The organism is Natrialba sp. SSL1 (assembly GCF_001861355.1).
GTDB lineage: Archaea > Halobacteriota > Halobacteria > Halobacteriales > Natrialbaceae > Natrialba.
The window spans coordinates 65,503-79,290 of sequence record NZ_MASN01000035.1; the positions used below are offsets into that span (position 1 = coordinate 65,503).

The following is a 13,788-nucleotide window of genomic DNA, read 5'->3' on the forward strand; positions in this document are numbered from 1 at the left end:
CACCCTTCTCGTCGACGCACGCGTATGGAGTACACGACACTCGGTACCACCGGCATGGAAGTGAGTCGCCTCTGTCTCGGCTGCATGAGCTTTGGCTCTTCGGACTGGCGCGAGTGGGTGCTCGAAGACGAGGAGAGTAAGGAAATAATCGATCGCGCGATCGACCTCGGGATCAACTTCTTCGATACCGCGAATATGTACTCGCGAGGCGAGTCCGAGCGCATTCTTGGCGATGCCCTGGCGGAGTTCGACTACCAGCAAGAGGCCGTCGTCGCGACCAAGGTCTACCACCAGATGCGAGACGACGATCCGAACTCGCAGGGGCTCTCCCGGAAGACAATCGAACAGGAACTTGCGGACAGCCGTGAGCGCCTGGGCGTGGATACAATCGATCTGTACCAGATTCACCGCTGGGACGACGACACGCCGATCGAGACGACCATGCGGGCGCTCGACGATGCCGTCCGCCGGGGCCACGTTCGGTACGTCGGGGCCTCCTCGATGTGGGCCCACCAATTCGCGGAGTCGCTGCACACGAGCGATCAACTTGGGCTCAATCGGTTCGTCACGATGCAGAACCACTACAACCTCGTCTACCGCGAGGAGGAACGCGAGATGCTGCCGCTCTGCGAAAAGGAAGGAATCGGTGTCCTTCCCTGGTCGCCCCTGGCTCGCGGCTATCTCACGCGCCCGCACGAAGACATCGATGCGACGACCCGCGGGGAAGCGGAAGAGCACATGTACAACCATCCCTACCGCGAGGGCGGTGGCAGGGAGATCAACGAACGCGTAGCCGAACTCGCGGCAGAAAAGGGCGTCACGATGGCACAGATCGCCCTCGCCTGGCTCCTGCACAAAGACTGGGTCGACGCGCCGATCATCGGGACGACGAGCGTCGAGCACCTAGAGCAGGCCGTCGAAGCGCTCGACATCTCGCTGTCCGCGTCGGATATGTCGTATCTCGAAGAGCCCTACGAGCCGGTTCCGGTGTCCGGGCACACCTGAGCCAGTCGTCGCGTACGCACGCGGACGGTTTGGGGGGCCGCTCCGTCAGGGAAGCGCTTCCGCCGCCTCGGCGAGTTCTTCCTCCGTTTCCCAGCGGTGGAGCCTTCCCTCGGACTCGAGTAGCTCGAAGACGCCGTCCTGCATCCAGCCGAAGGGATGGTCCTCCTCGGCGTCCGGATACTCGCGCTTCAGGACGTAGCTCTTCTCGAAGAACTCGGTGGTGCCCGCGAGGAGGCCCTGTTCGACGAGGAAGTCGCTTGGTTCCTTCTCGGCGATGCCGACGACGTGGGTGACGAGGTCCGCGATGAGACAGAACTTCTGGATGCCGTTTTCCCACTCGCCACGGACGTCGACCATGCGGAAGGCGTAGGTGTCGGTGCGGCGGTTGAGCCGGTCGACGACGAGGTTGAGCCGGCGGATCGGCTCGCGGTCGTAACTCCCGAGGACGAAGTAGGATCGTTCGTTCTCGTAGACCGGCGTGAGCTCGCTCAGTGAGTGGAGGATGGCCTCGTTGTCGGCGAGGGTGAGCTCTTCCTGTTCGAGGCGCTCGCGAGCGCTCGTCAGGACCGACTCGGGGACGGGTGGCTCGGTGTTGGTCATATCCAATGCGTATCGGCACGCCATTATAGTCGTTTCCGGGTCGTTTCCGATTCTTCCGATTCTTCCGATACCGGGTACAGGCCCTGAAACAGCGCATATCGGCAGAAATACCATTTCCGATTCTTTTGCAGCGACTCTTCGGGAGTGGTTTATCCTACGGTAAATCACCCCAGAGTAGTTCACCTCGGGGTAAACTACTTGGTGATACAGTCCGTAGGCCGCTGTATGAGTACCCGGCTTGGGACCGCCGAGGGGTCGAACGCGCGCGAACTCCTCCACTTCGTCACCCAACAGACCCGGTTTGCACTGCTCACGAACATCGTCCAACACCCAGAACAACTGCCCTCGATGTACGAACTCGAGCAGTTGAACCCCAGTGTGAGTGAGGCAACCGTCTACAAACACGTCCAGAAACTGATCGACATCGGCGTCGTTCGCGAGGTCTCCCTCCCCGAAGACGAGCGCCAGCAGGGCTACCCCTGGAAATTCTACGCACTCACCGACGACGGCCGACAGTTCCTCGACGAGCACAACGTCCTCGCCGCGGAGGAAACCCTCCAGCAACTGTACGAGACCATCTCCGACAAACCGGAGAAAATGATCCGCTACGAAAACGCGCCGCGACCTGCACTCGAGTAGACGGTCGTCGTCCGGGTGACCTCCCACAACGCGCAAACGGCCAAGCGCTCACCCCTTCCAGCTTCAAGTTCTCGGAAGCGCAGCACCGCAGGTGCTTAGGAGAACCGCGACGCAACGTCTGCCTCGGTGATGATCCCAACCGTTTCGCCCGCTTCCGTGATCATCACGGCCTTATAATGTTCCAGCAGGTTGCTAATCTCGTCGAGCGTCGCATCCTTCGACACCGTCGGGAAACTCTCGCTCATGTGATCTGCGATTGGCTCGTCGCGGGCCGCCGAGTCGAGATGAACCAGGTCGCTCTGGCTGATCGAGCCGACCGGAATCCCGTCCTGAATCACGGCGAGTTGGGAGTAGGCCTCCTCTTCCATCTTTCGCGCCGCTTCTTTCACCGGATCGTCCGGCGTTACGTTCACGACGGCTTCGTTCATCAGGTCGTCCGCGCGAACCACGTCGCTCTCGGCCTTCTCGAGTGCGTTGACGATTCGACGCAGCGTCGAGAGGCGTGGATCGACATCGCCGCCCTCGATACGGGCGATCAACGGCTGGGAGACGTCCGCCGTCTCGGCGAGTTCGCTCTGGGTCAACCCGAGGTCGGTCCGTCGCTGGCGCAGGTCCGCAGGGGTTGGCAGTTCCATAGCAGCCAATAACCAGGGGTTATAGAAAGAGCTTTGGGTGGGAGTGAATCTTCGCGGTCGAGAAGCGTCGAGGCGGTACCTGCTGCCACCCACGCTTTCATACTACGGTTTCGAGGCTGAGACGGCCGCTGTGGTCGCGGTCGTCCGTTACTCGTCCTCCGGCGTTTCCATAATCTCGACGACCGACAGCGGCACGTCACGCAGTGCGCCGCCGACTTCGCTCTTTGCGATGCGGGAGGCGTGTTCCTCGCTGTCGGCGTTGAACACTTCCATTTCGAGTCCCAGGCCGACGAGTGCGGTCTGGGCCGCGACGAACGCGGAGTCGAACGGCTCGCCACAGGCTGGACAGCCCGTCGCGCCGACTTCGACCTCGACGTAGTCCATATTCTCGCTGTTGAGTCGCTTTCCGGCTTCGCTCACTGCGACACCGATCGCGTCGTCTATCGAATCGACGTCACGAACGAGCCACGCTGCTTCCATCGCGACGAGATAGTTGCCCATACAGCGTGGTCGGTCCGGGGGGTTTCTTGTCTTGCGGTTCGGCCGCGCCCCTATCGTGGCGATCTCAGCGCGAAACATCGCCCACACTTGTATGCGAGAGATACACACGACATAGCCACACACGGCACAGACGCGTCGAGGAGCGCGCACGGGAACGAAATGGCCTCCATAAGTTATGCAAATTCAGTGTGTCGATTGCCACCCGCTTAGCCAGATTCCGGTCCCAGTACACCCTGAGTTTGTCCGAACGCAACCTCCCTTGAATCGCATGACTGCACCGACCTGATTCGCCAGGTACAATCATTATGAATGTTAGCAATAACGAACTTTTATATATCACCCCCGTCTGAGCCACGCCTGAACGCTGATGATCTCCCGCGTGTACCACGCAACGCTGTTCGCGCTGTACCAACTGTGCATCATGGTCGGCATCGTCGCCATGCCACTCGCCATCGCCGCCCGCCAGGCTGGGATTACACTCCCGGTCCACCGCCTCATCGACACCGTCGAGAACGCCTACGAAGGCGCACAGCACTGAGCAGGTACTGACACTGCACTCGTTTTGCGGCGTACTCACCACCATCTAGAGCGGCGTCGCCGAATTCGTGGCCGAGAAGGTGTCACGACGCTTCATGCCGGGTTTCGTCGCCCGCAGACGACACCAGAACGAGCGCCAGACGGGCGGTGAACAAACCGGAAACAAGGACGATGACCGCCGATGTTTTATATCGTGCCGGTCGTAACGTTCGGTCAATGCGAGCACCACAGCATAATTCGGACTTCTCCCGGACGGTCAACCAGCTGGCCGACGACCCGAACCCATACGAGCCGGAAGTCGGCTCGATGCCCCAGAACGAGTTCTCGCGCGCGGACCTCGACAACGTGAACAAGACGGGGACGACGACGATCGGTATCTCAACCGCTGACGGCGTCGTCATCGCGACGGATATGCGCGCAAGCCTTGGCGGGCGCTTCGTCTCGAACAAGAACGTCCAGAAGGTCGAACAGATCCACCCAACTGGCGCGCTGACGATGGTCGGCAGCGTCGGCGGCGCACAGTCGTTCATCGGCAGCCTCCGCGCCGAGGTCAACCTCTACGAGGCCCGCCGCGGCGAGCCGATCAGCATGGACGCGCTCGCGACCCTCGCCGGCAACTTCGCCCGCGGCGGTCCGTTCTTCGCCATCCACCCGATTCTGGGCGGCGTCGACGAGGAAGGCAGCCACGTCTACAGTATCGACCCAGCCGGCGGCGTCATGGAAGACGACTACACCGTCACCGGCTCCGGGATGCAACTCGCCTACGGCCTGCTCGAGCAGGAGTTCGAAGAGGACCTCTCGAACGACGAGGCGACGACCATCGCTGCACGCGCGATCAAGTCCGCCGCAGAGCGTGACACCGGCTCCGGTAACGGTGTCTTCCTCTGTGAGATTACGGACGAAGGCGTCGACATCCACGGCCACCACGACTTCGACGAAGTCGTTTAACTGACGGCATCGTCTCTCCGTCTGGTCGCTGGTCGACCGCCTGCCGCTTGAGCGGGCGACTCAATTGAACGCGGCGCTTTTCGAACCGCACGTCAAAAGGGACAGTCTACACGTTCTCTTTCTCGGCCCGCTGTCCATGTTCATAACACGCAGCGTACAGCATGCAAAGCGGAGAACAAACGGGGACGGGTCAGCAGGTCAGGGCAGCGCCAGAACGATACTACCAGTGACGACAACAGGAACAAGAACAAGAACAGGAACAGGAGCAGGCATACCCACTCAGAAATCCGCTTCCGCCTCTGCCTCGAGTTCACCCGTCTCGCCGGTCTCTCCTGCTCCGTTCGCTTCGTTCGCTTTACTCGCTTCGCTTGGACTCGAGTGCACACCAGCGACAGAGTCGACCGGCTCGGAGCGCCCGCTCTCGCTCGAGCGGTAGACAGCGTCGATGACGCGCTGGACGACGAGCGCTTCGTCGATCGTGTTTGTCGCCGGTTCGGAGCCGGTTGCGACGGCGGTGAGGAACCGCTCATCCTGTTCCTTATAGCCGGTCAGGGTCGAATCGCCGGTGAACTGGGTATCGGTGTAGTGGTCACAGCCGGCGGAACTGGCACCGAGGAGTTGCATGTTGGTGTCACCGATGTCGAACTGGGCACCGGCCTCGGTGCCGCGGATGCGAAAGTCCATGCTTTCCTCGCGGTTGGTCGCCCAGGCGGCTTCGAGCGAGATCGTCTGGCCGTCGGCACAGCGGATGAAGGCGCTGACGGAGTCGTCGACCTCGTACGTCTCTGCGCTTGCATCCCAGTTGTCGCCGAACCCGTCGGGGTCTGCGTACTCCTCCTGTGCGCCGAAGGTCGTCCGTGCGACGCCCGAAACCTCGGTGATTTCGGGGAAATCGAGCGCGTAGAGGGCGAGGTCCAGCGCGTGGACGCCGATGTCGAGCAGCGCACCGCCGCCGGAGAGGTCCTCGTTGGTGAACCACGAGCCGGGACCGGGGACGCCGCGTCGGCGGATGTAGTTGGCCTCGATGTGAGTCAGTTCGCCAAAGCGGCCGCGGGCGTGGTGCTCTTCGAACATCGCCATCGAGGCCGCGTGACGGTTGTGGAAGCCGACCATACAGAACCCGTCTGCCTCGGCTTCGGCCTCGACGATCCGTTCTGCGCTCTCGAGGGTGTGTGCGAGCGGTTTCTCGACGAGTACGTCACAGCCCGCCTCGAGTGCGTCGATCGTGATCGGTTCGTGAAAGCGGTTCGGCGTGGTGACGATGACGGCGTCGACTGCATCGTCGACGACGAGGTCCTCGTGGGTTTCGTAGGTTTCTGCGCCGAATTCGGCAGCGAAGCGGTCGCGCTGCTCGGGGACCAGATCAGCGCCGGCGACGACGGTTGCGCCGAGTTCCGTGACGTTTCGTGCGTGGTGGTTTCCCATCCCACCGAGGCCGACGATGCCGACACCGACGTCGGTGCCGATCACCGGCGATCACCCCGACGGATTCGACACGTCCGAGACTGACGGTGTAAGTGGGATGTAGAGGTCATACAGCGAGAAGCCAGCGGCAGTGATGATGTTTGTGGCCCGTCCCAGTCCATAGAGGGACGCAGTCAGCGATCAAAATAAGGGTTGTGACCGATTAATTTCTCGGGTTGTGCTGTGAGTCAGCCACTGTGACAGGTCCTCTGGAGGCCGTTACCCCGATCACGTGAGCTAAGGGACTCGACACTGGAGAGGGAACTATGCGAACGATTACGATCTGGAACGAGTTCCGACACGAGCGCGAGGACGACGAGGTCGCGGCCATCTATCCAGACGGGATCCACGAAGCCCTTGCCGAATGCTTCCGGACGGGAGCGACAGGCGACCAGTACGAGGTCCAGACCGCGACGCTCGACGAACCCGAGCACGGTCTCACTGCGGACGTACTCGACGAGACGGATGTCCTGCTCTGGTGGGGCCACGAAGCACACGACGAGGTCGCAGACGAAATCGTCGACCGCGTTCAGGAGCGGGTACTCGAGGGCATGGGCCTACTCGTCCTCCACTCGGCGCATTACTCGAAGATTTTCAAGCGGCTCATGGGGACGACCTGCAGCCTTCAGTGGCGCGAGGACGGCGAGACCGAGCGGCTGTGGGTGGTCGACCCCGGGCATCCGATCACGGACGGCCTCGGCGAGTGTATCGAGCTCCCAGAGACGGAGATGTACGGCGAGCCGTTCGACGTTCCCGAGCCGGACCAGTTGGTCTTTACGAGCTGGTTCGAGGGCGGCGAGGTGTTCCGCAGCGGTTGCTGTTACCGCCGTGGCAGCGGCCGCATCTTCTACTTCCGGCCGGGCCACGAGACGTATCCGATCTACGAGAACGAGGAGATTCAGCAGGTGCTGCAAAACGCCGTCGAGTGGGCGACTCCGCACGAGGGGGCACCGCGGTCGTTCGGTGAGCGGGCCTAAGTGGGGCAAATCTAGCACGATCGGTCAACCGCTTCGCTGCGTATCCACCAATTCAGTCGCGACCTCGAGTTGGGTTCCAGTCGCCGACTCTAACCGCTCGCGCACCTGCTCGGCGAAGTCGGGTGGCTCCGTCTCGCCGGGCGGGCGCTCGACGAGCACGGTGACTGCAGGCTGGTCGCCGGTGTAGACGTCGATCAGTTCGTACTGGATGGAGACCTCCTGAAACTCGAGGTCGCCGAATTCGGGGTCGTCGCTCATTGCGGCGAGTTCGGTCTGGACGTCGTGTTCGACGGAAGCAGTCTGGTACGTGCCGTAGGTGACGCCGCCGAGGACGAGCGAGAGGACGGCGATGACGACGACGATCACGGCAACACGCGCTCGGAGACGACCGTAAACGCGGTCGATATTGCCGATCTTCTGTGGCCGGTAGCCGGAGAACCAGAGCAACAGCAGGGCGGTCAGGTTGATCGAGAGCAGGTTGATGAGGACGAGCGTGCCGGCGGTAATGACCACTTCGGGATGTCCCCAGGCGATTCCCAGGCCCGCTGTCGCGGCCGGCGGGATGAGCGCGACGGCGATCGCGACGCCGACCAACACCGACCCGACATCTCGGATGAGGCTAATGACGCCCGCGATACCGGAGCCGAGCGCGAGAAACAGCGCCAGCACGTTTGGTGTGATCCGCTCCTGAATCTGCGGGACGGTCGTGATATCGAAGCCGGGCGGGAGCAATACCGACCCCCGGAGCAGCCAGCCGAGTATCGCGGCGGTCGCAACGGCGGCGAGCAGGCCGACGACCTGCAGAATGACTCCGCGCTGTGCGAGGTCGTCGTCGTCAACGACCACGCCGACGCTCGCCGCGAGCGCGGGACCCATGAGCGGGGCGACCACCATCGCACCGATAATCGTCGCGGCGGAGTCGAGCAACAGACCGGCCGTCGCGATGATTGTGCTGACGACCAACAGAACGTAGTAGGTAGACGCCGCGGGCGCGAGGTCGACCGCCTGTGCCTGTAACTCCTCTCGAGAGATTCGCGTTCCGGTGAACCGCCCGTGCAGATCGTCGGTGCGATCCGAGACGACGGTCTCTGCAGCCGTCACGACAGTGTAGGAGGCGTCGGCCAGCCCCGCATCTCGAAACTCCGCAACGAGCGGTTCGACACCGGCCGGCGGCACCGGAATCGAGACGAGTGCCTCGAACTCGTCGTGACTCGTCTCCGCCGACACGGCGTAATCGACCCCGGCCGCGTCGGCCGTCTCGAGTACGAGGTCCAACTCCCCCTCCGGTACGAACACCTGAACGAGGCGCATACTACCAGTACGACGGACAGTGGCATAGGCTGTCGTCACGGGATCGTGACTGTCAGCCGCGAAGAACAGAATTTCCGCCGATCAGAACGTCTGCCGTCCCTCGTCCGTAATCACACTCTCGAGCAGCGACACCGGCGTCGCGTCGTAGGCCGGATTTCGAACGCCGAATCCTTCGGCGGGTTCGGGCATGACCTCGCTGCCAGAGCGGAACTCGTTCTCGAAGACGAAGCCCTCCGTAATCAGCTTCGAGGACGACCCAAGCACTGTCACCGGTACGTCGAGTTCGTTCGCTGTCGCCGCAATCGGGAACGTTCCGACGCGGTTGTAGAGCGTATCGTCGACGATACAGTCCATCCCGACGATCACGCGGTCACACTCCTCGAGGTAGTAGCCGTTCGCGCTATCCGTAATCAGCGTCGGCTCGACGCCGTCGAGGTCCGCGAGCTGACGGACCGTCTTGCGGCCGATGTAGCGCGGCCGTGCCTCGGTGACGTAGACGTCGAACGTCTTGCCCGCGGCCGTCGCCTGCGCTAATGCCTCAAGAACGGTCGAAGAGTAGTCGTGGGTCAGCAGCGTCGCACCGTCAGCGAGGTGCTCGACTGCGTTCTCCGCGGCGCGATCCTTGGCGGACTCGACTCGCGAGACGACTACATCGATCTGTTCCTGCGTCAGTTCCTTGGCCTCCTCGACGGTCTCGGGGTCGGCGTCGGTGACGTTTGTGACGACCTCTCGAACCGCGTTCTGGAGCGAGGCGTGTGACGGGTTCGCCCGTCGGAGCACCGACCCGTTGCGCTCGAGTGCCCGGATGTATTCCTCGGCAGTTGCGAACTCGCGATCGAGCAGGTCCTCGAGTGCACGTGTCGCGTTCACGGCGACTACCGAGGAGCTGTGCGTCTGCATGTCCTGAATCTCCTCGACCGTCTCGTCGATCATACCTGCAAGGATTCTCGTAAGCGCAAAAGGTGTTCCGGGTCGAGCAGTGGACGGGCCTATTCTTCGGAATCGAATCCGAAGAGTCGCTGCAACTCACCTTCGATCCGGTCGGTGAATTCGGAGAGGACGGCCTCAAACTGTTCCTCATCAGCGCCGATGGCACCGACTCGTTCTTTCGGATCGTCGGGGAGCTCGATGCTGAACTCGCCATTTCCTTCGTAGATCGGCTCGCTTTCGCTCAGCACCTGCCGGTCGATCGCGCGCAGCACCTCGGAGTCCACCCGCCCGTGCAGTTGCTGGTAGGCATTCGAGTAGGCCGACTCGAGTTCCTCGAAGTAGTAGACGTACTTTTCCTCGAACTTTTCGGGGTCGAACTCGGTTTCGGCCCGGGTTTCGGTGTCTGCTTCGATTTCGTCCTCACGCTCGGTCATACCGGCCCTGAGAGCCCCAGCGGGTAAACGATTCGGCTCCACTCCGCCATCGTGGTGCACAACGACAACGGCGACCGCACGCTTACGGTGCGTGGCGACCTAGAACCACTAATGACGGCTTCACCTTCGATCACCGTCCGGTACACCTGTCCCCACTGCGACGCCGTCCACAGCATCGAGCGCGGCCCCGACCTCGCGGATCGCTCGGTCACGAAACACTCACAGCCGGGCTGGGAGTACGCCGCGCCCGATGACGACTTCGAGACCCGCGAGGCCGCCGACGGTATCGCGTTCATCTGCGGCGAGGACGGCCCCGTCACCGACCTCGCGGAAGAGCCGATCGAGGGCTGTGGCCGGCCGTTCTATCTCAACTTCGTGCGCTTCGAGCAGGGCGTCGAACTCGAACCGGATCCGCCGACGTACGGCGGTCCACGGTTCGATTTCAGCCCGTGACCACGCACCTCCAACACGAACACAACCCTTTTCGACGCCCGGAAGTACCTTCCCACATGGACGAAGCCGCCGTTCGCGACCGTCTCCGATCGGTCGAGGATCCCGAACTCGGCGACGACATCGTCTCCCTCGGACTGATCAACGAGATCACCGTCGAGGGCGACACCGTCGACATCGATCTCGCGCTTGGCGCACCCTACTCGCCAACCGAATCCGACATCGCCGCCGAGATTCGCCGCCTGCTCGAAGGCGAGGGACTCGAGCCGGACCTCTCCGCGAGCATCCCCGACCGAGACGACTTCGAAACCGACGAACAGGTACTGCCGAACGTCAAGAACATCATCGCCGTCGCCTCCGGCAAGGGCGGCGTCGGCAAGTCGACCGTCGCGGTCAACCTCGCGGCCGGCCTCTCCCAACTCGGCGCGCGCGTCGGCCTCTTCGACGCCGACATCTACGGGCCGAACGTGCCGCGGATGGTTGACGCCGACGAGCCGCCGATGGCGACCGAAGACGAGACGCTCGTCCCGCCGGAGAAGTACGGCGTGAAGCTGATGAGCATGGCCTTCCTCACCGGGAAGGACGACCCGGTCATCTGGCGCGGTCCGATGGTCCACAAGGTCATCACGCAGTTGACGGAGGACGTCGAGTGGGGGCACCTCGACTACCTCGTCGTCGACCTGCCGCCCGGGACCGGCGACACGCAGCTAACGATGCTTCAGACGATGCCCGTTACGGGCGCGGTTATCGTCACGACGCCCCAGGACGTGGCACTCGACGACGCCCGGAAGGGACTCGAGATGTTCGCCAAACACGACACTGTCGTACTGGGCATCGCCGAGAACATGTCGACGTTCGCCTGCCCCGACTGCGGCGGCGAACACGATATCTTCGGCTCCGGCGGCGGCGAGGAGTTCGCCGAAACCCACGACATGCCGTTCCTGGGCTCGATCCCGCTCGATCCCGCGGTTCGGGAGGGTGGCGACGGCGGCCAGCCGACGGTGCTCGATGACGACAGCGAGACGGGCGACGCACTCCGAACGCTCACCCAGAACGTGGCGAACAATACGGGAATCGTCCACCGGCAGGGCGTTTCCCAGGGCCGACAGCACGACACGCCGTCGCTGGATCAATGACGGGAGCTGAAGAGACAGCGGTACTGACGGACGGCGGTGAAGACGTCAACGGCGGCGAGTTCGCTTCTAATCCAGAACGCGTCGAGTTCCTGCGAACCGTCGCCGACGACGTCCGCGGCGACTCGAGCGAGAGCAAGCAGCTCGCGAACATCCTCTACCGGACCAGCGACCTCTACGACGAAGACGAAGACACCTCGCCCGAAGAGATCGTCCGCAACGTCAAGTTCATTCTCGAGGTCAACGAGCGCGGCGGCCTGGGTCGCTGACCCACTACAGCGGCAGTCGCGGCGTTTTTAGTCACGCCACTCGAGTACCCGCTGTGGACGCGAATCAGCAAACGCGGGCGAACCCGTTTAGCATGGACGAGGAGTGCCGGAACTGTCCGGCGCTCTGCGAGACGCGCACGCAGGTCGTCCACGGCTACGGCGACGTCGGCGCGGACTTCCTGTTCGTCGGCGAGCGACCGACCGAGGCGGCTGACGAGACGAGAGTTCCGCTGGTTGCCCGACCGCCGGCGGCCGACACGGACTCCGAGACGGACCTCCGTCGCATCCTCGAACGCCTCGCCCTCTGCGATGCGACCTCGCCTGCAGACCGGCCTGCACTCGAGAACGTGTACCTGACGAATCTCACGCGCTGTCGTGATCCGGAGCGGCCGCCGACTGACGAGGAGATTGGTACCTGCGAGCCCTACCTCAACGCCGAGATTCGGATGATCAACCCCGAGATCCTGATTCCCGTCGGCGAGCGTGCACTCACCGAACTCGGGACCGAGTACACCACGACGCCCGCGGACGAGTTGACGCTGCCCGACGCACACGCGACGACGATCCGCGGCCGCGGGTTCGAACTGGTTCCGATGATCGATCCGCGCGAGCAGTCACAGGACCAGACGCAGGCGTGGGTCGAGCACTTCGCGTCGCTGATGGCGTCGGATTATCGCCAAACGAAGGGACGGCAGGAGCGGTAAGAACTGCCGAGAAGACGCTATACTACCAGTACGGATTCTGCCGCCAGCGCTTCGAGCGCGCGCCGAGAACGACCAACACTCCCACGACAACCACCGTGAGCCCGAACGTCGCAACCGTCGGCACGAACAACGCACCGGGGGACTCGAGTAGGTAGCCAGTGACGAATCCGTAGACGCCGAGGACGGCCAGCACGCCGACGGACAGCGCGCCGAGCAGTCCCGGAATCGTAAGTGATCGAGTAGCCATACGCGAGTGCACAGACTCCACGATTATAATACGTCCGAGTTTCGTGGTGCTGTCGTGTTGTGAGTCCGTTCGATATGTCCTGTTCCCGATTGCTCTGGCACGACCCGTCTTCGACAATGCGCCCACCAAAACGCCGCGTTCAAGAGTTCACGGCCCCCACCACCGCACATGATCGTCGTCGTTCCTGTCGACCCGCCGCGTCCGGGACTCGTGCTGTCGTCGCTCGTCGAATCGACACCACTCACCGACTCCGACGCCGTCGCGCTCTACGAAGCCGCCGTCACCGATACACTCCGCGCTACCGAACAAAGCGGCGGCGAGGTGCTGCTCAACTACCGCGACGAGGACACACTTCCCGCCGAATTCATCGGCGACAATACCGAAACAGACGCCGACACCGACGCCAAAGCCGAAGCCGAAATCCGAACGCTCGCTGCGGATGCACTCGAGTCGGTCGCCGCTGCCGACAGTGCAGACGATGACGGCCCCGTCAGATTCGAACGCCAGGTCGGCTCCACACACGCGGCGCGCATCGGCAACACTGTCACCCACCTCCTCGAGCGCGAGGGGGCTGACGCCGTGGGGGTACTCGAGCCGACGGTGCCGCTCGTTGCCCGGACTGAAATCGACGGGGCGGCAATGTCGTTGCGCCGCCACGACACCGTGATTGGTCCGTCATCGAACGGGCGGGCGTACTTCGCGGGCTTCAGCGAGCCGATTGATTTTACCGACGCCGACGAGACGCCGGCGGTATCGACGCTCGCGACGCAGGCGGCAGCCGCAGACCACAGAATTGGATTCGCGCCCATGCTCCCGACGATCGGGACCGAAGCGGGGCTGTGTGCGACGCTCGCGATGCTGGAAGCTCGCGAACAGGCCGGGCGATTGCGTGCGACGGCGACGGCAGCGGTGGTCTCTGAGCTGGGGCTCTCGGTTGGCGATGACGAGCAACTCGAGCGGTCGTAACCGATAACCCTTTTTGAACGCACGAGGAAGACGCAAGT

General features: G+C 63.1%; 18 protein-coding genes. 10 read left to right on the forward strand and 8 right to left on the reverse strand.

The features are described 5' to 3' along the window. The first annotated feature begins 24 nt into the window (after positions 1 to 24). A complete protein-coding gene (locus BBD46_RS11320) occupies positions 25 to 1,005 on the forward strand; it encodes an aldo/keto reductase (RefSeq protein ID WP_071401821.1) in 981 nt (326 codons plus the stop codon). Positions 1,006 to 1,050: 45 nt separating this feature from the next. Here the strand turns inward: BBD46_RS11320 and BBD46_RS11325 are convergent, their stop codons facing one another. Beyond that, complete coding sequence (locus BBD46_RS11325) at positions 1,051 to 1,605, reverse strand: hypothetical protein (RefSeq protein ID WP_071401822.1); 555 nt, start codon at positions 1,603 to 1,605, stop codon at positions 1,051 to 1,053. Positions 1,606 to 1,830: 225 nt separating this feature from the next. Here BBD46_RS11325 and BBD46_RS11330 point away from each other — a divergent pair, with 225 nt between their 5' ends. Next, entirely contained in the window at positions 1,831 to 2,244 is a 414-nt protein-coding gene (locus BBD46_RS11330; RefSeq protein WP_071401823.1) for a helix-turn-helix transcriptional regulator, read from the forward strand. A 95-nt stretch (positions 2,245 to 2,339) separates the two neighbouring features. Here the strand turns inward: BBD46_RS11330 and BBD46_RS11335 are convergent, their stop codons facing one another. Both BBD46_RS11335 and BBD46_RS11340 read right to left on the reverse strand, forming a co-directional pair. Beyond that, on the reverse strand, positions 2,340 to 2,879 hold the full coding sequence (locus BBD46_RS11335) for a CBS domain-containing protein (RefSeq protein WP_006167411.1): 540 nt from the start codon (positions 2,877 to 2,879) through the stop codon (positions 2,340 to 2,342). Between the two features lie 147 nt (positions 2,880 to 3,026). Then, complete coding sequence (locus BBD46_RS11340; protein ID WP_006654748.1) at positions 3,027 to 3,380, reverse strand: DUF555 domain-containing protein; 354 nt, start codon at positions 3,378 to 3,380, stop codon at positions 3,027 to 3,029. 367 nt (positions 3,381 to 3,747) lie between these two features. On the opposite strand from BBD46_RS11340, the gene BBD46_RS22655 reads away from it, so the two are divergent. Then, positions 3,748 to 3,918, forward strand: a complete 171-nt coding sequence (locus BBD46_RS22655; RefSeq protein ID WP_006167408.1) for a hypothetical protein — start codon at positions 3,748 to 3,750, stop codon at positions 3,916 to 3,918. 215 nt (positions 3,919 to 4,133) lie between these two features. Beyond that, the gene (gene psmB, locus BBD46_RS11345; RefSeq protein ID WP_071401824.1) at positions 4,134 to 4,865 is read left to right on the forward strand and encodes an archaeal proteasome endopeptidase complex subunit beta; all 732 of its coding nucleotides are present in this window, start codon (positions 4,134 to 4,136) and stop codon (positions 4,863 to 4,865) included. Between the two features lie 279 nt (positions 4,866 to 5,144). On the opposite strand, the gene BBD46_RS11350 is transcribed toward psmB, so the two are convergent. Continuing rightward, entirely contained in the window at positions 5,145 to 6,335 is a 1,191-nt protein-coding gene (locus BBD46_RS11350) for a Gfo/Idh/MocA family protein (protein WP_071401825.1), read from the reverse strand. 260 nt (positions 6,336 to 6,595) lie between these two features. Here BBD46_RS11350 and BBD46_RS11355 point away from each other — a divergent pair, with 260 nt between their 5' ends. Continuing rightward, positions 6,596 to 7,306, forward strand: coding sequence for a ThuA domain-containing protein (locus BBD46_RS11355; RefSeq protein ID WP_071401826.1), 711 nt, complete (start codon positions 6,596 to 6,598; stop codon positions 7,304 to 7,306). Positions 7,307 to 7,330: 24 nt separating this feature from the next. On the opposite strand, the gene BBD46_RS11360 is transcribed toward BBD46_RS11355, so the two are convergent. The 3 genes from BBD46_RS11360 to BBD46_RS11370 all read right to left on the reverse strand — a co-directional run bounded on the left by BBD46_RS11360 (position 7,331) and on the right by BBD46_RS11370 (position 9,981). Beyond that, the gene (locus BBD46_RS11360; protein WP_071401827.1) at positions 7,331 to 8,617 is read right to left on the reverse strand and encodes a TIGR00341 family protein; all 1,287 of its coding nucleotides are present in this window, start codon (positions 8,615 to 8,617) and stop codon (positions 7,331 to 7,333) included. A gap of 81 nt (positions 8,618 to 8,698) precedes the next feature. Then, positions 8,699 to 9,550 (reverse strand): translation initiation factor eIF-2B, encoded by an 852-nt coding sequence (locus BBD46_RS11365; protein ID WP_071401828.1) that lies wholly within the window; start codon positions 9,548 to 9,550, stop codon positions 8,699 to 8,701. A 56-nt stretch (positions 9,551 to 9,606) separates the two neighbouring features. After that, the gene (locus BBD46_RS11370; protein WP_071401829.1) at positions 9,607 to 9,981 is read right to left on the reverse strand and encodes a DUF5783 family protein; all 375 of its coding nucleotides are present in this window, start codon (positions 9,979 to 9,981) and stop codon (positions 9,607 to 9,609) included. Between the two features lie 111 nt (positions 9,982 to 10,092). On the opposite strand from BBD46_RS11370, the gene BBD46_RS11375 reads away from it, so the two are divergent. From BBD46_RS11375 to BBD46_RS11390, 4 genes are all read left to right on the forward strand, one after another. Next, complete coding sequence (locus BBD46_RS11375; RefSeq protein WP_071401830.1) at positions 10,093 to 10,434, forward strand: hypothetical protein; 342 nt, start codon at positions 10,093 to 10,095, stop codon at positions 10,432 to 10,434. A gap of 56 nt (positions 10,435 to 10,490) precedes the next feature. After that, a complete protein-coding gene (locus BBD46_RS11380; protein WP_071401831.1) occupies positions 10,491 to 11,567 on the forward strand; it encodes an Mrp/NBP35 family ATP-binding protein in 1,077 nt (358 codons plus the stop codon). Further along, positions 11,564 to 11,833: a hypothetical protein gene (locus BBD46_RS11385; RefSeq protein ID WP_071401832.1), complete on the forward strand. Its 270-nt coding sequence runs from the start codon at positions 11,564 to 11,566 to the stop codon at positions 11,831 to 11,833. The genes BBD46_RS11380 and BBD46_RS11385 overlap by 4 nt, the downstream gene beginning before the upstream one ends. A gap of 92 nt (positions 11,834 to 11,925) precedes the next feature. Next, a complete protein-coding gene (locus BBD46_RS11390) occupies positions 11,926 to 12,537 on the forward strand; it encodes a uracil-DNA glycosylase (protein WP_071401833.1) in 612 nt (203 codons plus the stop codon). A gap of 22 nt (positions 12,538 to 12,559) precedes the next feature. Here the strand turns inward: BBD46_RS11390 and BBD46_RS11395 are convergent, their stop codons facing one another. Then, positions 12,560 to 12,784: a hypothetical protein gene (locus tag BBD46_RS11395; protein ID WP_071401834.1), complete on the reverse strand. Its 225-nt coding sequence runs from the start codon at positions 12,782 to 12,784 to the stop codon at positions 12,560 to 12,562. Positions 12,785 to 12,952: 168 nt separating this feature from the next. Here BBD46_RS11395 and BBD46_RS11400 point away from each other — a divergent pair, with 168 nt between their 5' ends. Beyond that, positions 12,953 to 13,750: a hypothetical protein gene (locus tag BBD46_RS11400; RefSeq protein ID WP_071401835.1), complete on the forward strand. Its 798-nt coding sequence runs from the start codon at positions 12,953 to 12,955 to the stop codon at positions 13,748 to 13,750. Positions 13,751 to 13,788 lie beyond the last annotated feature (38 nt).